The sequence below is a fragment of the Blastococcus sp. SYSU D01042 genome, from assembly GCF_054050515.1.
In genome coordinates this window covers 144,354-160,639 of record NZ_JBJGZM010000004.1, presented here as the reverse complement: position 1 = coordinate 160,639, position 16,286 = coordinate 144,354, and the positions used below count along the sequence as shown (strand labels likewise).

The following is a 16,286-nucleotide window of genomic DNA, read 5'->3' as shown; positions in this document are numbered from 1 at the left end:
GGGGTGACGAGCACCTCGCCGCCCGATCGGCGCGGAGAGGAGGACGGCGTGACCGAGAACCGGACGCCGTACCCCGTGCGGGTGGACGCGTCTCTGGACGACTCCCTGTCGCGCGGGCTGTGGCTGGTCAAGTGGCTGCTGCTGATCCCGCACTACGTCGTGCTGGCCTTCCTGTGGCTGGGCTTCACGGTGGTCGGCGTCATCGCGTTCTTCGCGATCCTGCTGACCGGCCGCTATCCGCGAGCGCTCTTCGACTACAACGTCGGCGTGCTCCGCTGGACCTGGCGGGTGCACTACTACGGCTACGGCGCTCTGGGCACCGACCGGTACCCGCCCTTCACCCTCGCCGAGGTGCCGGACTACCCGGCCCACCTCGACGTGCCGTACCCGGAGCGGCTCTCCCGCGGGCTCGTGCTGGTCAAGTGGTGGCTGCTGGCCCTGCCCCACTACGTCGTGGTGGCCGTCTTCGTGGGCGGTGGCCTCTGGCTGGGGACCGGCGCGGACGGGATCTGGGACGACGACTGGGGGTTCGGCGGGCTGGTGTCCCTGCTCGTCCTCGTCGCCGGGGTGGTCCTGCTGTTCACCGGCCGCTACCCGCGGCCCCTCTACGACTTCGTGCTGGGCATGGACCGGTGGGCCCTGCGCGTCGCCGCCTACGCCGGCCTCATGACCGATGCCTACCCCCCGTTCCGGATGGACATGGGCGGTGCCGACCCCGGGTCGGTCCCGGCCGGGCCCGCGCCGGCCGGTCCGGCTCCGACGGGTGCGGCAGGCGTGGGTACCGAGGCGGCGTCCGGCGGATGGTCCGCCGGGCGGGTCGTCGCGCTCGTCGCCGGCGCGTTGCTGCTCGCGACGTCCACCGGCTTCTTCGGCGGTGGCAGCACGCTGCTGTGGGCGGACCGGACGCAGCGAGAGGACGGCTGGCTGGTGTCCCCGGACGCCGCCCTCGACAGCGCGCGGTACGCCGTCACCACCGAGGGGATCCGGCTCGAGGGCGATGGTCTCGACTGGGCGGTCGACCAGCTCCTGGGCACGGCGCGCATCGAGGTCACCCCGGCCGGTGCCGACGACGGGCTCTTCATCGGGCTCGGGCGCACCGCGGACGTGTCGCGCTACCTGGACGGAGTGGGCCGCAGCGAGGTGAGCGACGTCGCCGTGCGTGCCGACGGGGACGACGAGGTGTTGCGCGGCCTGGTCGACGTCGCCGGCGGACCGCCGGCCACGCCGCCGGTGGATGCCGACGTGTGGACCGCGTCGTCCAGCGGTAGCGGCACCCAGGTGCTGGACTGGCGGCCCACCGAGGGCGACTGGACAGTCGTGGTGATGCGCGCCGACGGCGGCGCGGGTGTCTCCGGCGAGGTCCGGGTCGGGGCGACCCTGCCGGGGCTGTCCTGGTTCTCCGCACTGCTGCTGGGCATCGGAGCCGTGCTGGCGGGAGCCGGTGCTCTCCTCGTCGCGCTCGCCGTGCACCGACCCCGGCCGGTGCCTCCGCCGACCGGGTGGGCGGTCCAGCAGGTGCCGCAGCCCCGCGGCCCGGCCGGCAGCGAGCCGGCCGTCGGCGTCCGCGGCGACGACCTCGGCGCAACCGGATCGACGGGAGGGGCATGAGCCGCTCGTGAGCGGCGCCTCCGCCGCCCGGCCCGCCGAGCACAGCCGGCCGGCCGGGCGGCTGTCCGGCCGGTGACGACCTGCGACCGCCGTCGTGGTGGCCTCGTAGGGGCGGGCAGGAGGAGATCCGGGAGCGTGCCTCCGCGCCTTACGGGCTCCGGGCCCCGCCCTCGCCATTGGCCGCGACCGCTCTGCTCGGCTGTTCCGGGGTTGTCGCACTTGCCGGTCCACGGGCGGGCACTGCGCTGGAGCACCTGGTCCTCGTGACGGACACCCTGCTGGTCGACGCCGTCATCGCCGGGTGCTGCAGGTCGCCGCCGTGGCGCTGGTGGTGCTGACCCGCGGCCGGCCCGGCTCCGACCACCGGCCGTTCCACCGGCGAGGGGGGATCCGACCGGTGCTGCCGCGGACACCGCGGCGCGCGCCGGACAGGTGCTCTGCGGCGCCGGTCAGGCCGTGCGGCCGGTCCGGCGGCGACCGGCGAGGCGCTTGCCGAACGCGTCGGCGAGGAGCACGGCCGGGATGGCCAGCACCGCGACCAGCAGGCCCGCCAGCGGCGGGGGACGGTGACCCAGCAGGTCCGCGACGGCGGGGACGGCCAGCACGGCGACCAGGACGAGCAGTTCGACGCCCACGGCCCAGACGAGCAGCCGGTTGCCGCGCCACGGGAGCCGCCATGCCGCCCGGCTGGTGCTCCGGCACGCGAAGGCGTTGGCGAACTGCCCGAGGACGACGGCGGTGAACGCCGCTCCGGAGGCGCCCGCCAGCGTCGTGGAGGAGACGTCCTCCCCGTAGGACCAGCCCGCCCCCAGCAGCACGGTCAGGAACGCCCCCATCGCCACGGTGGCCTCGACCGGGCCGAGGAGCCCCAGCGCCCGGCGCAGCAACCCGCCGTCCACCAGGCGCCGGCGCGGCGGCGGCCCGTCCAGCACCCGGGGCGAGGACGGCTCGGCGCCCAGCGCGAGCGCCGGCAGCAGGTCGGTGGCGATGTCCAGGCTGAGGACCTGGAGCACCGAGAGCGCCAGCGGCACGGCGCCACCCGTGGCCGTGAAGACCACGAAGGGCGCGAGCTCGGCCACGTTGTCGGTCAGGTGGTAGGTGAGGAAGCGGCGGATGTTCGCGAACGTCGTCCGGCCCTGGCGGACGGCGGCGACGATCGTCGCGAAGTCGTCGTCCAGGAGCACCAGGTCCGCGGCCTGCCGCGCCACGTCGGTGCCCGTCAGGCCCATCGCGACCCCGATGTCGGCGGCACGCAGCGCCGGCCCGTCGTTGACCCCGTCACCGGTCATGGCGACCACGTGCCCTCGCGCGCGCAGCGCGCCGGCGATGCGCAGCTTGTCCTCCGGCTGCACCCGGCAGAGCACCATGCCGTCGGCATCGAGGAGCGCGCCCAGCGCAGCGTCGTCCTCCGGCAGGTCGGCGCCGTGCACGACCCGGCTGCTGCCCTCGCGCCACAGGCCGGTCTGCCGGGCGATCGCCTCGGCGGTGGCGCCGGAGTCCCCGGTGACCATGGCGACCGCGATGCCGGCCCGGCGGCACTCGGCCAGGGCGTCGTGCACGCTCGGGCGCGGCGGGTCCTCCAGGCCGATGAGGCCCAGCAGCTCGAGGTCGCGCTCCGCGGTGTCGGCGTCGGCATCGACCGGCAGCGGACCGGTCCGCCGGGCGACCGCCAGGACGCGCAGCCCGCGCGCCGACATGCGTGCCGCCTCCTCCGCGGCGGCGGGATCCGGAGCGCACAGGGGGAGCACGCTGTCGGGAGCGCCCTTGAGCGAGAGGACCCCGTCGTCCCAGACGGACATCCGGCGCCGTCGGGGATCGAAGGGGAACCGTCGCGCCGCCTCGGGCGCGCCCGTCACGGCGCCGGGCACGCCCAGCCGGCGGGCGAGGGCGTCGATGGCGGCCTCCATCGGGTCACCGACCGCCGACCAGGTGGACCCGTCCTGGCGGACGTGCCCGGTCGAGCAGACGGCGGCGGTGCGGGCGAGGACCTGACCGGCGCCGACGGCCTCGGGCGGGCCGTCGACCTCGGCGACCGGTTGGTAACCCTCGCCGCGGACGCGCACCCTGCCGGCCGGGGTCCAGACCTCGAGCACCGCCATCCGGTTCTGGGTCAGCGTGCCGGTCTTGTCGGTGCAGATGAAGGTCGTGGCACCCAGCGTCTCCACCGACTCCAGCCGGCGCACCAGCGCGTGCCGGCCGGCCAGCAGCTGGGCACTGCGGGCCAGCGAGAGGGTCACCGTGGGGAGGAGCCCCTCGGGCACGAGCGCGACCGTGACGCCCACGGCGAAGAGGAAGCCGTCGCTCAGCGGCAGGCCGAGCAGGACGCCGGCGAGGAAGCAGACGGCTCCGATGCCGAGGGCGAGCACGGTGATCGTCCGGACCAGCCGGTCCAGCTCCCTGGCCAGGGGGGTCTTGGCGCGCTCCACCGACCGGGTCATCGAGGCGATGGACGCCAGCCGGGTGTCCCCGGCGATCGCGGTGACGACGGCGGTGCCCTCGCCCTCCACGACGAAGCAGCCGGCCGCCACGTCGTCGCCGGGGTCCTTGCCCACCGGCTCGCTCTCCCCGGTGAGCATCGCCTCGTCCACCCGGACGCCGTGCACGTCGAGCAACCGCAGGGCGGCGGCCACCCGGTCCCCGGCTTCGGGGAGCACCAGGTCGCCGACCACCAGGTCGACCGCGTCGATCTCCTGGCGCGCCCCGTCCCGGATCACGGTGACGCGGTGTGGGACCAGGTCCCGGAGTGCCTCGGCCGCCCGGTCGGCGCGGTACTCCTGCACGAAGGCGAAGACGCCGTTGAGGACGACGATGACGGCGATGGCGACCGCGAGCTGCGGCATGCCGCCGAAGAACGCGAGCACCGACGCCGCCCAGAGCAGGAGCGCGAAGAAGTGCACCAGCTGGGCGAGCAGCAGGCGCACGGGCGAGGGGGGTCGCTCGACCGGCAGCCGGTTGCCGTCCGGCGGTCTGCGGGCCGCCGCTTCCGCGGCGGTCAGGCCCGTGGGTGCGACGTCGGCCCGGGACAGGGCGCCGGAGCCGGCGCTCACCGCGGTCCCGGCGTCGTGCCGCGCGCCTCGGCACGGGGGTCCGCGTGCTCCACCTGCTCGGGCATGACTCGCTCCCTCGTGCGCCGGCCGGCTCCTCCGGCCCGCCCCGTCCACCCTCCGACGTGCCCGGGCCCCGCGCGGTGGCCCGAGGTCCTGCGCCGGTGAGCCCTTCGTCCCGGGGCGCCGCCGCGGCGCGGGACCTCCGACCCGTGGACGAACGGTCGGATCCACGTCACCAGGCCGGGCCCCGCCGGGCCGTCACGGCGCCCAGGGCCGCGGGGATCCAGAAGGTGAGCGCCCGGGCGATCAGCACGGCAGCGCACGCGTCGGCCAGCGGCACGCCGAGCGCGACCAGCAGGGCGACGAGTGCGGCCTCGGCAGCACCGGGCAGTGCGGTGAGCGGGACCGCGGTCCAGAGCAGGCGCAGGGCGGCATAGCCGGCGGCCACAGGGAGGACGGCGGCCTGTCCGCCGGCCGCCTGCACCGCGCAGGCCAGCGCAGCCGCCTCCAGCGCGGTCCCGAGCGCAGCCCACCCGATCTGCAGGGCCCAGCGCCCGGGCGCGGCGTCGGGACGGCGCCCGCGCGGCTGCCGCTCCTCCCGCGCGCGACCACCCCGGCCGGCGAGCACCTGGCCGGCCGCCACGAGGCAGGCCGAGCCGAGGGCGATCAGCGCCGGGCGCACGGCGTCGGCGGGGGCCTGCCAGTCGCCGAGCCCCGGCTGGGCGAGCCCCAGGGCGAGCGCGGTGGCGACAACGACGGCCGCGCCCGCCACGGTGCCGGCGCGGGCCCGCCGCACCGCCACCGCGGCCGCCTCCGGCAGCACACCGGCGCTCTCGAGGAACCGCTCGGCGGCCCGGCGCCGGCCATCGCGACCGTGCAGCAGGGAGGCGCTGTCCTGGACCGACCGGAGGCCCAGGACGCGGCCGACGGCGATCCGCCGGTCGACGGTGGCGAGCGCGGATGCGGCGGCCGCCACCCGGGCGAACCCCGCGAGCACCGCGGCACCGCCGAGCCAGCGCCAGCCGCCGCGCTCGATCGTCTCCAGCACCGCGCCGCCGGACTCGACCAGGAGGAGCCCGAGGACGGCGGCGCTGCCGGCCGCGACCGCGGCCACGGCCGCCGTGCCGGGGCGTGGCCACGCCGGGCGGCCCGGATCGGGCAGGCCCAACCGGGTCCGCACGGCTGCCCGCAGCGCGGTCAGCCGGTCCGGCTGGTCGCGCAGCCGCTCGCGGGTCTCCGCGGACAGCGTCAGCGGAGCGAGGGAGGGCAGCGCCGCGGCGACCGCCTCCGCCCCGAGCACGGCGACTGCGCCGTCCAGCACCAGGTGGGGGTCCAGGCGGACGGCGAGGGAGGCGAGCAGCTCGGCGACGTCGTCAGCCATGGCGTCGTCCGCGGCGCCGGTCCGGGCGTTGCCGAAGTCCACCAGGCACGGCCGGCCGTCCTCGTCGACCAGGACGCTGGACGCCACCAGATCGTGGTGCGCGACGCGGGCGGCGTGCAGCAGGCGCACCTGGTGCCAGACCTCCCGCAGCAGGGCAGGCGTCACCTCGGCCGGCTCCAGGGTGTCCAGCGGACGGCCGGCCACGTGCTCCTGGACGACGACCGCCTGCCGGTCGGTGCCGGTGGCCACGATCACCTGCGGTACCCGGACCCCCCGGGCTCGCGCGGCCATGGCCGCGACGGCCTCGTGCTCGGCCTGGTGCCCGAGCGGGGCGAGGGCGTCGTCGTCCTTGACGTCGCGGACCCACAGCAGCCGCCACAGCCGGTGCAGCCAGTCGCGCTCCGCACGGTCGGGCTCCAGGTACTTCACGTACAGGAGGACACCGTCGGGGGCGACGCCGATGAACGGGTGGGAGCTGCGGGCGCGGACGGGCGCCGGCCGCACCCGGGTGCCGCCCAGGCCGACGGCGCCGAGCAGCGTCTCGACCCGGCTCGGGCGCACGGTCGGGCGCGGTATCCCGAACAGCAGGTGCACGGCAGAGCCGATGGCCCACCCCAGCGCGAGGCCTCCGAGGATGTCCAGCGGGAGGTGGGCGCCGACGTAGACGCGGGCCAGCGCCACGCTCCAGGCCAGGGACCACACGATCCGCCGTCCGCGGCGGGAGAGGTAGGGCGCGACGGCCGTGGCCAGGGCCGCCGCGACGGCGGAGTGGCCGGAGACGAAGCCGATGCCGCCGATCGGGCCCTCGTGGAGGACGGCCCCGACCGGGAGGCCGCCCGGCCGCTCGCGGCCGACCACCGACTTCACCAGGTCGGCCGCGACGTAGGCCAGCAGCCCCGACACCAGCAGGTCCCGGGCGGTGCGGAATCGTCGGAACAGCGCCGCGACGGCAGCGACCACCGGTACCGCGACCACGTTGCCGAGCTGCATGACGACCCAGACGGCCGGCAGGACCAGCCCGGGCAGGTCGTTGACGAGACGGAAGGCGTCGCGCTCGATCGCCGAGAGCTCGCCCTGCTGGGTGAGCAGGAACCCGACGCCGAGGACGGTCAGGCCGAGGCCGACGCGGACGAGGTCGGTCCCCAGCCGCACGACACGCGCGGGCCCGACCGTGGACGGGGCGGCCGCGTCGACCGCCGGCGGAGCGGGAGCGAGGCGAGTGGTCACCCGGACAGTGCAGCGGCTGGGCCCTCCCCGGGTCTGCCGACCACGGACCCGGGGCGCGAGGACCAAGGACCCGGTGGGGAGGGCCCCGCGTCCCGGGCCGGGTGGCTCGTGGGGCACCAGGATGGGGAGGTGAGGGATCTCCGCCCCGGGCTGCCGGGTCCTGGCATCCGCCGGCCGTCGTGGCCGGACGGCGGGGACGGCCGGCGCCCCTCGGGCCGGGATCGGCTGCTGCGGCGGCCGGTCCCACCGCGGGTGTGGGCCTGGAGCGCGGCCATGGCGGCGGCCACGGTGCTGCTCGTCCTGTGGTCCGGACGGCCGGGTGGGCTGCCGGCGCTCGACCGCGCCGTCAGCGATCTGCTGGCTCCCGACGGGCGTGACGGAGGGCTGGCCGCCGACCTGACCAGGCTCGGCGCCGAGCTCGGCTACCGGGCGCTCTGGGTGCCCACCGCTCTGCTGCTGGTGTGGACGGCGCGGTGGCGGCACCTGCTGGTCTACCTGGGCACCGTCTCGGTGGTCGCCGCCGTGGCGCAGGTGGCCGCCGGGGAGGCCGTGCTGGTGCGGGCCGTCCGGGAGGGGCTGACCGGTTCCGACGCCGCCTTCGCCCTGTCGGCCTGGCCCGACGTCGTGCTGGCCACCGTGGCGGTCGCCACGCTGCACGTCCTCACGCCGTCCGGCCCGGTCCGTCGCTGGGGGTGGGCAGCTGTCGTGCTCCTGCTCGTCGCCTGCACCGCCCCCCGCATCGCGCTCGGCCTGGACGACGCCTCCACCGCCGCCGCCAGTGCCGTCCTCGGCTCCGGCGCCGCCGTCGTCGTCTTCTCGGTGCTCGCCCCGGAGGATGCCTTCCCGGTCACCTACCGCCGGCGGGTCAAGGCCCATCTGGCGCTGGACGCGCAGCGGACCGAGCGCATCCGCGCCGCTGTCCGGGACCAGCTCGGGCTCGAGCTGGCGTCGATCGAGCCCTACCGCCTGGACGGCTCCGCCGGCTCGACCCCGTGCCGGCTCCACCTCGCCGGCGGCCCGGACGACGTGCTGTTCGGCAAGCTGTACTCGCGCACGCACCTGCGCTCCGACCGCTGGTACAAGCTGTTCCGCGTCCTGCGCTACGGACGCGTCGAGGACGAGGCACCGTTCTCCTCGGTGCGCCGGCTGGTCGAGCACGAGGACTACATGCTGCGGCTGCTGCGCGACGGCGGCGTGCGCGTCCCCGCGCCGGTCGGGGTGGTGGAGGTGCTGCCGGGGGAGGAGTACCTCCTCGTCACCGAGCTGGTCCCGGACGCGGTCGAGATCCTGGAGTCCGGCATGAGCGACGCCATCGTCGACGACGCGCTGCACCAGGTACGGCAGCTGTGGGCAGCAGGCGCGGCCCACCGGGACGTGAAGCCGTCCAACGTCCTGGTCCAGGGGGACCGCGTCGTGCTGGTCGACGTCTCCTTCGGCGAGCTGCGGCCCTCGCGCTGGCGACAGGCCGTGGACCTGGCCAACGTGCTCCTGGTCTGCGCGCTCGCTGCCGGCCCGGAGCGGGTGCTCGACCGCGCCCTGCGCAGCTTCACGCCGCTGGAGCTCGCGGAGGCCTTCGCCACGACCAGCTCGCTCACCGTGCCGCGGCAGCTGCGTCGGATGGTGGAGGCCAGGGATGGCGACCTGGTGGCCGAGTTCCGCTGCCGCCTCCCCGAGCACCCCCGCATCAGCGTGCAGCGCTGGAGTGCCCGACGGGTCCTGCTGGCCGTCGGGACGGTCGGGGGAGCGCTCCTGGTCGCCGGCCTGATCGCGCTCAACCTGCGGGCGGGGGGCCTGCTGTGACGCCGGACCCGGACGCCCCGCGCCTCGTCCGACCGGCCCCGGCCCGGTCACCGGTGGGAGCGCCCAGGGGGAGGACGGCGACCGGGCACGTGGAGCGGTGCAGGACGGCGGAGGTCACGGACCGCAGGTGCCCCCCGCCGTCGTGGCGGTGCCCCACGACGAGCAGCTCCGCCGTGAGGGCTGCGGCGAGCAGCGTCTCGGCGGCACCGGCGCGCCGGACCACCGGGTGCACCGGCACCGGCAGGTCCCCGGCGCGGTCGATGACGTCGTAGAGCACGGCCTCCTCGCGACGCTCGGCGGCGACCGCGGAGCCCAGCGGCTCCAGAGCCAGGTGCAGCACGCCCGGCGCGGTGTGCCGCCACGTGTGCACCGCGGTCACCGCGCTGCCCCGGTCGGCGGCCGCCCGCACGGCGAAGGCGAGGAGCTCGTCGTCGCCGCCATCGCCCGGGAGGCCGACCACGACGCCGGAGGCATCCGGGATGGCGGTCGTGGGACGCACGGGGACGACCAGCAGAGGGCAGCGGGCGCGGCGCGCCAGGGCCGCCGCGGTCGACCCGAGCAGCACGTCCTCGAGGGCGCCTGCCGAGGCCGACCCGACGGTGATCAGCTGCGCGTGGGCGCTCTCCCGCACGAGCACGTCCGACGCGGGCCCGTCCAGCAGCGCGGAGGACACCGGCAGACCGGGGAAGTGGCGGGCGACCTCGGCCTCGAGCCCCTCGAGCACCAGGTCGGCGGCGACCCGGAGCACCGTCGTCCCGTCCAGCCCTTCGGGCGCCGGCAGGTCCTCGCCGGCACCCGCGGGGAGCGCCACCACCAGCCGCAGCGGGGCTCCGCGGAGCTGCGCTTCCCGCGCGGCCACGGGCACAGCCGCGTGGGAGGGGCGGGAGCCGTCGACACCGACGACGACCGGCCGGTTACCGACCCGTGCCTGCACGTCCGTCTCCTCGGGGGGGCGCCTCGAGCGGCGTGCGGGAGCACGCTCAGCGGGACCAGCGTCGGCCGCCCAGGACCGGCAACGACAGTGGCCTTGGTCGCGCGCCCCGGAGCCCTCGGTCACGGACCGGGGACGCCGACCTCCGCCAGCGCGGCGGAGAACTCGGTCTCCAGCGCAGCGACCAGGGACTCGGGATCCGCTACCACGGCCTGGTCGGTCCCGAAGCCGATCGTCACCCCGCCCGCATAGCTGAAGATCGTGATCGTCAGGGCCTGGCGCATGCTGGTCGGCGCCCAGCCCACCACGCCGGCGACGGGGACCCCGGCCAGGGCCATCGCCGTGCGGGGACCGGGAACGTTGGTGAGCACACCGACGGCCTTGGCCCCGAAGAACCGGTTGACCGCCGTCCCGACCGGAGGAGGGCTCAGGGCGATGGCCCGGCTGAGGACGGAGGTCACCTCCGGCTCCCACGAGTCGCGGATGCGCGTCGTCGCCCGGTGCACGGCGGCCAGCCGGTCGCGGAAACCCGCCCGGCCGTGCGGCAGCGGGACGAGCACGAGCGCGAAGTGGTTGCCCAGCCCCGGCGGGGCGTGCGTCCCCGGGCGCTCCCGGTTGACCGGCACCATCCAGGCGACCCGGTCGTCGTCCGGCGGTAGCACCTGTCCCCGTCCTCCCCGCTCGAGGTGACGGGCCAGCGCACCGCACACCAGCGCCGTGCAGACGTCGTTCAGCGTCGTGCCCGTCCGGTGCGCCACCTCCTCGAGGGCCGGGAGCGGCAGCGGATCGCTCCAGGCGGCGTCCTTGGCGCCTCCGGGGCGGCCCTCCAGCGCGGTCCGCGGGTTGGTCCACAACCCCACGGTCAGCGCTGCCACCGCCGTGTTGAGCAGCAGGGCCGCGGGCCCGGCCTGCCGGCCGACGCGCGGCCGGCCGGCCCGGCCGACGCGCGCAGCCAGCTCGCGCGGTCGCGCATCCAGTGGGTCGAGCAGGCCCAGCAGCGCCTGCGTCGAGCGGATGCCGTCGGCGATCGAGTGGTGGAAGCGCACGACCACGGCGCTGCCGCTCCCGTAGCCCTGCAGCAGGTGAACCCGCCACATCGGGTGCGCCCGGCCGAGCAGGAGGCCGCGCTGCTCGCCCACGAACCGCCGCAGCGCCGCCCGGTCCCCGCCACCCGGGGCCGGTCCGACCAGCACGTGCCGGCCCAGGTCGAAGTGCGGGTCGTCCTCCCACTCGGCCCGACGGAGGAGACCTCCGTGCACGACGGGCCGTTGCCGCAGCACCGGGTGGCGGCCGAGCAGCCGCGTGCGGACCAGAGCGCGGAACCGGTCCGGGTCGACCTCGCGGGTGGTCCACAGCAGGGAGGTGACCGCCATCGGGTTCTCCGGCCGGTCGAGGGTGAGCCAGAACGAGTCCTCGACGGACATGGGACGCCGGCTCATGACGCCGCGTCCCCGTCGCCACGGGAGGGGCCGACGAGCGCGACCAGCTCGGCCAGGCCGCCCTCGATGGCCCGCGCCAGGAGCTCGACGTCGGGGGCCGCCTCGGCGTCGCCGGTGATGCCGAAGGTCAGCCGCCCGGCGTAGGTGAAGACGGCGATCCCGATGCGCAGCCGGCTGGCGATCGGCACGTACGGGAGGATCTCGACGCAGCGCCGGCCCAGCGCGTACAGCGGATCGGCCGGCCCGCGGACATCGGTGGTGACGGTGGTGATGCTGCGCTGCGGCAGGTGCCAGACCAGTCGCAGCGCCGGTGCGACCAGCGGGAAGGGCTCGAGCCCGGCCAGCCGGACCAGGACCGCGCCGGCCTCGGCCTCGTGCTCGGCCTTCAGCCCGCGGAAGAGCTCCCGGACGGCGGCCAGGCGTCGCTCCGGGTCGGCGATGTCCACCGGCAGGTCGGCGAGCATGCACGACACCCGGTTGTCCCGGATGGCGGCCTCGCCGGGCGCCCGGACGTCCACCGGGACCAAGGAGCGGATGCGGTGCGGCGTGGGCTGCTCGCGGCGGGCGAGGAGCAGCTCCCGCAGCCCGCCGGTCACCGCGGCCATCACCACGTCGTTGAACGTGCCCCCGAGCCGGTGCCGGACGGCGGAGACGTCGGCGACGGTGCCCCGGGCGACCGCGAAGCGACGGCCGGCCGAGAGAGGGCCGGTCAGGGAGGACGCGCGCGTCGGGAGCAGCGCCCTCGCCAGGCCGGCCGTGCCGCGGACCGTGCTCGCCACGGTCCGGCCGAGCGTCCCGGGGTGCCGGGCGGCACCCACCAGGGCTCGTGCTCCACCCACCGGCAGCTGCGCCAGGTCACGGACGGCCAGCAGGGCGAGCCCGGCCGTCGAGGGGAGCGGTCCGGGGCGCCAGTCGTCCGGCACGGCTGGCCCCGGCTCGGCCGTCGGGTCGAACACGACCCGGTACAGATCGGTGCCGGACACCCCGTCGACCATGCAGTGGTGGACCTTGGAGAGGAGCGCCCAGCGTCCCTCCGCCAGACCGTCGACCAGCCAGTACTCCCACAGGGGCCGGCTGCGGTCCAGCCGCGCGGCCATGAACCGTCCCATCAGCTCGGCCAGCTCACGGTCGCCTCCGGGGGCGGGCAGGGTCATCGTGCGCACGTGGTCCTCGAGGGCGAAGTCGGCGGCGTCGACCCAGACCGGCGGCCCGAGGTCCAGCGGCACCTCCCGCACCCGTTGCCGGTAGCGGGGGATCAGCGGCAGCCGGCCTGCGATGGCGCTGCGCACCTCCCCGGGGCCCGGTGCCGGCCCGTCGAACACCGCGACCGAGCCGATGGCCAGAGACGCTCCGGGCTGGGCGTCCTCCAGCTGCAGGAACGCGGCGTCCAGGGGGCTCATGCGGTCCATGCCGCGCCCTCCTCGACGAGCCGGGGTCGGCGGCGCAGCTCCACCCGGAGGCCGCCGCCCGGTTCGAGGTGGAACTCCTCGTCGCGGACGCGCACCGGGAGGTCGGGGTGCACCTGACCGTCGGTGCCGACGGTCAGCGTGCCCTGCGTGATCTCCACGGCGAGCTCCGCGTGCTGCCGGTACTGCAGGCGGAAGCGCATGCCGGTGAGGGCTTCCGGGAGGTAGGGGTCGAAGCCCAGCGCCCCGTCCCGCGTCTCGAGCCCGGTGAATCCCCGTTGCAGGAGGTCGACCGTCCCGGCCATGGCGCCGAGGTGGATCCCCTCACCGGTCGTCCCGCCTTGGACGTCGGCGATGTCGCTGTCCAGCGCCTCCAGGAAGAAGGCCCAGGCCCGGGGGCGGTCACCGCGCGCGAGGACCCACGAGTGCACGACGCGCGAGAGCGTGGACCCGTGGCACGTCCGGGCCGTGTAGTAGGCGACGGTCCGGGGGATCGTGGTCCGGTCGTGGCCGTAGCCGAGCCGGTCCAGCACGGCGTAGAACTCGTCGGCGCTCAAGAGGTGGAACAGCATCAGGACGTCGGCCTGCTTCGAGAGCTTGTACCGGTTGGGCGAGTCCCCCTCCGCCTCGAGGATGCGGTCCAGCCGGCTGATGTCGCCGTACCGCTCCCGGTAGCCCGTCCAGTCGAACTCGTCCAGCTGCTCGTAGCCGCGGAACTGGCTGAGCACCCCGTCGGCGTGCCAGACCAGGCGCAGCCGGCGGCTCACGTGCTCCCACCGGCGCAGGTCCGGCTCGGTGATGCCGAGCCGGGCCAGGAGAACGGTGCGGCGGCGGGGCGGCAGCATCGCCAGGCACTCCAGCGCGCGTGCCAGCGTCCAGGACGCCATCACGTTCGTGTACGCGTTGTCGTCCAACCCCGGGTGCTCGGCGTCGGGCAGCGCGTCGTGGTACTCGTCCGGCCCCATCACGGCGCACAGGTCGTACCGGTCGGCGACCCGGTCGTAGCTCGCCAGGTCCGCCCAGTAGGCCGCGACCTCCAGGATGATCTCGGCACCGTGCTCCACCAGGAAGGCCGTGTCCCCGGTGGCCTCGTGGTACCGCCACGTGTTGTAGGCGACCACCAGGCCGATGTGCCGCTGCAGAGCCGAGTTGTCCGGGACCCAGCGCCCGGATCGGGGGTTCAGGTGGACCGTCGGCGACTCCTCGCGGCCGCTGGACCCGCTCTGCCACGGGTACAGCGCGCCGCGACGCCCGGCGGCCCGTGCCGCGGCCCGTGCGCGCGGGAGCCGCCGCCAGCGGTACATCAGCATGGCCCGGGCGACGGCGGGCAGGCGCAGGACCAGGAAGGGCAGGACGAACACCTCGTCCCAGAACACGTGACCGCGGTAGGCCTCGCCGTGCAGTCCCCGCGCCGGCAGGCCGACGTCGAGGTCGATGCTGTGGCGGGACACGGTCTGCAGCAGGTGGAAGACGTGCAGCCGGAGGACGAGGGAGGTCCGGGCCTGCCCCTCGACCTCCACGTCGCACCGCTCCCACAGGTCGGACCACTCCTGCACGTGCCGGGTGAGGACGACGTCGAACACCGGCGCGTCCCGGACGGCCCGTACCGCCTCCTCGGCCGGTTCCCCGATGCCCCGGTCCCGCGACGTGCACAGCGCGACGACCTTCTCCACGGTCACCACCCGGCCGGGCACGCTGTCGACGACGAGGTCGACGGCCGGCCGCGCGCCGCCGGTGGTCGACCGGTGAACCGTCGCCCGGTCCACGCCGTCCACGAGGAGGCGGTGCCGGGCGGCCAGGGCGATCCGGACGTGCGACTGCCGCGTCCGGACGACGAGGCCGAGGATCCCGGCCCGGTAGGTCGCGGACTCGAGGGACAGGTGACGGTCGGCCAACCCCCGGTACCGGGCGACACCCCGGTTGGCCACGTCCCCGTCCAGCGCGGACCGGACGGTCAGCCGCCCGGACCAGTTCTCCGCCACCACGGTGCACTCAAGCGCCGCCAGCAGGGGATCCGCCATGGACACCAGGCGCCGCTGGCTGACCCTGGTGCGCCGGCCGGCGGCGTCCTCGACCACGAACCGGCGGGTGAGCACCCCGCGGCGCACGTCGAGTTCCTGCACGTGCTCCACCACCGTCGAGGCCGCGAGGTCGAGCCACGGGCCGTCGTCGATGCGGAACGTGAGGGACTGCCAGTCGGGGAGGTTGACGATGCTCTCGTGCTCGAGGACGTGACCGGCGACCTGGTCGACGGACCGGTCGTACACGCCGGCGGCGTAGGTCCCGGGGTAGTGCACGCCGTCGGCGCGTGACTCCGGTGCGGCCCCGCGTGTGACGAACCGGCCGTTGCCCAGGGCGCAGAGGGCCTCGCGCAGCGGCTCGGCAGCGGGGTCGAGCCCTTCGTAGCGCAGCACCCAGTCGCTGTCCGGGCGCACGACGGTCGACTCTCCCCGAGCGGGGGCCGGCGGCACCGGGTCACCCCGCATCCCGCTCGCACCGTGGCGCCCGACGGCGCCCCCGGGCCGGCCCAGGGCGTTCGCTCGGTCCATGCGGTGACCCTGGCGAGGCGGACGGTGTCCCGGCTACGGCCGGACGGCTCTCCCCCCGCGGGTCGAGGGGCCCTGCGAGCCCGCCGGGGAACGACCCGCGCCGGACCTCGAGGAGGCCGCTTCGATGGTCGGCCCAGATGTCGTCCGGTGTCGCGCCGTCGGGGAGCTGCCGGTACCGGAGGCCTTCCGGCCCGGTCCCGGCGGACCTCCGCCCCGGGCTGGGGCCTCGGGCCACTCCTAGCGTCGACGTCGATCAGACGATCCGGAGAGGAACCATGACCGAGCTCCGCACCGCTCCCGTGCCCACCGCCGCCGGGCGCGCCCTGGGCCACCTGCTGGGAGCCGTCGTGAACGGGCTGCTGCTCCTGGCGATCCACGTCCGGCCCGGGTGGGACGCCCTGCCTCTCCTGACCGGAGACACCCCTCGGGTGCTCGGGCTGGTCGACGCCGCGCTGGTCGCAGGCATCGCCGTCCACCTCGTGCAGCTGGCCGGCGGCCCCGGCTGGCTGGCTCCGGCCGGCCTCGTCGTGACCTCGGGGTTCGGCGTCGCCGTGTCTGCGCGGGTCCTCCAGGTCTTCCCGTTCGACCTGCCCGGCGGCTGGGGGACCGTCGCGCGCGTGGTGCTCGTCGTCGGGATCGTCGGCGCTGCGATCGGTGTGGTGGCGGCGCTGGTGTCACTGGCCCGCATGCGGGCCGCGGAGCGCGTCCGGTGAGCCGGCGGCCGCACGTGCGCTGTCTGCTGGGCCTGCACTCGTGGGTCCGGCGGCACCCGCCGGACGAGAGGTACGAGGGGCCCGACCACCTCGTGTGCCGTCGGTGCGGCAAGCAGGACGACCCCGTGACCATCCCGCCGGGCTTCTTCTTCGGCGGCGGGACCGGTGGAGGCATGGCCTGATCG

Annotated in this window: 10 protein-coding genes; 4 read left to right on the top strand and 6 right to left on the bottom strand. The window is 76.1% G+C overall.

Annotation, left to right across the window (positions count from 1 at the left end; all coding sequences use genetic code 11):
• The first annotated feature begins 48 nt into the window (after positions 1 to 48).
• Positions 49 to 1,608 (top strand): DUF4389 domain-containing protein, encoded by a 1,560-nt coding sequence (locus tag ACI79H_RS09690; protein WP_456554163.1) that lies wholly within the window; start codon positions 49 to 51, stop codon positions 1,606 to 1,608.
• Between the two features lie 449 nt (positions 1,609 to 2,057).
• On the opposite strand, the gene ACI79H_RS09685 is transcribed toward ACI79H_RS09690, so the two are convergent.
• Entirely contained in the window at positions 2,058 to 4,655 is a 2,598-nt protein-coding gene (locus tag ACI79H_RS09685; protein ID WP_456554162.1) for a cation-translocating P-type ATPase, read from the bottom strand.
• Positions 4,656 to 4,887: 232 nt separating this feature from the next.
• The gene (locus ACI79H_RS09680) at positions 4,888 to 7,263 is read right to left on the bottom strand and encodes a phosphatase PAP2 family protein (protein ID WP_456554161.1); all 2,376 of its coding nucleotides are present in this window, start codon (positions 7,261 to 7,263) and stop codon (positions 4,888 to 4,890) included.
• Between the two features lie 129 nt (positions 7,264 to 7,392).
• Here ACI79H_RS09680 and ACI79H_RS09675 point away from each other — a divergent pair, with 129 nt between their 5' ends.
• The gene (locus tag ACI79H_RS09675) at positions 7,393 to 9,063 is read left to right on the top strand and encodes an RIO1 family regulatory kinase/ATPase domain-containing protein (RefSeq protein ID WP_456554160.1); all 1,671 of its coding nucleotides are present in this window, start codon (positions 7,393 to 7,395) and stop codon (positions 9,061 to 9,063) included.
• Here ACI79H_RS09675 and ACI79H_RS09670 read toward each other — a convergent pair.
• The 4 genes from ACI79H_RS09670 to ACI79H_RS09655 all read right to left on the bottom strand — a co-directional run bounded on the left by ACI79H_RS09670 (position 9,035) and on the right by ACI79H_RS09655 (position 15,388).
• Positions 9,035 to 9,997, bottom strand: coding sequence for a universal stress protein (locus ACI79H_RS09670; protein ID WP_456554159.1), 963 nt, complete (start codon positions 9,995 to 9,997; stop codon positions 9,035 to 9,037). The genes ACI79H_RS09675 and ACI79H_RS09670 overlap by 29 nt on opposite strands.
• Before the next feature lie 119 nt (positions 9,998 to 10,116).
• The gene (locus ACI79H_RS09665; protein WP_456554158.1) at positions 10,117 to 11,433 is read right to left on the bottom strand and encodes a WS/DGAT domain-containing protein; all 1,317 of its coding nucleotides are present in this window, start codon (positions 11,431 to 11,433) and stop codon (positions 10,117 to 10,119) included.
• Positions 11,430 to 12,842, bottom strand: a complete 1,413-nt coding sequence (locus ACI79H_RS09660; protein ID WP_456554157.1) for a wax ester/triacylglycerol synthase family O-acyltransferase — start codon at positions 12,840 to 12,842, stop codon at positions 11,430 to 11,432. The genes ACI79H_RS09665 and ACI79H_RS09660 overlap by 4 nt, the downstream gene beginning before the upstream one ends.
• Entirely contained in the window at positions 12,830 to 15,388 is a 2,559-nt protein-coding gene (locus tag ACI79H_RS09655; protein WP_456554156.1) for a glycoside hydrolase family 65 protein, read from the bottom strand. Before ACI79H_RS09655 ends, ACI79H_RS09660 begins: the two co-directional genes overlap by 13 nt.
• 275 nt (positions 15,389 to 15,663) lie before the next feature.
• Here ACI79H_RS09655 and ACI79H_RS09650 point away from each other — a divergent pair, with 275 nt between their 5' ends.
• The gene (locus tag ACI79H_RS09650) at positions 15,664 to 16,101 is read left to right on the top strand and encodes a hypothetical protein (RefSeq protein WP_456554155.1); all 438 of its coding nucleotides are present in this window, start codon (positions 15,664 to 15,666) and stop codon (positions 16,099 to 16,101) included.
• Positions 16,098 to 16,283: a hypothetical protein gene (locus ACI79H_RS09645; protein WP_456554154.1), complete on the top strand. Its 186-nt coding sequence runs from the start codon at positions 16,098 to 16,100 to the stop codon at positions 16,281 to 16,283. The genes ACI79H_RS09650 and ACI79H_RS09645 overlap by 4 nt, the downstream gene beginning before the upstream one ends.
• The last annotated feature ends 3 nt before the right edge of the window (positions 16,284 to 16,286 follow it).

What these genes read in the sequence shown, in the direction of transcription:
- ACI79H_RS09660 (WP_456554157.1), bottom strand. Translation starts at nt 12,842, where the DNA reads ATGGACCGCATGAGCCCCCTGGACGCCGCGTTCCTGCAGCTGGAGGAC.
- ACI79H_RS09650 (WP_456554155.1), top strand. Translation starts at nt 15,664, where the DNA reads ATGACCGAGCTCCGCACCGCTCCCGTGCCCACCGCCGCCGGGCGCGCC.
- ACI79H_RS09665 (WP_456554158.1), bottom strand. Translation starts at nt 11,433, where the DNA reads ATGAGCCGGCGTCCCATGTCCGTCGAGGACTCGTTCTGGCTCACCCTC.
- ACI79H_RS09655 (WP_456554156.1), bottom strand. Translation starts at nt 15,388, where the DNA reads ATGGACCGAGCGAACGCCCTGGGCCGGCCCGGGGGCGCCGTCGGGCGC.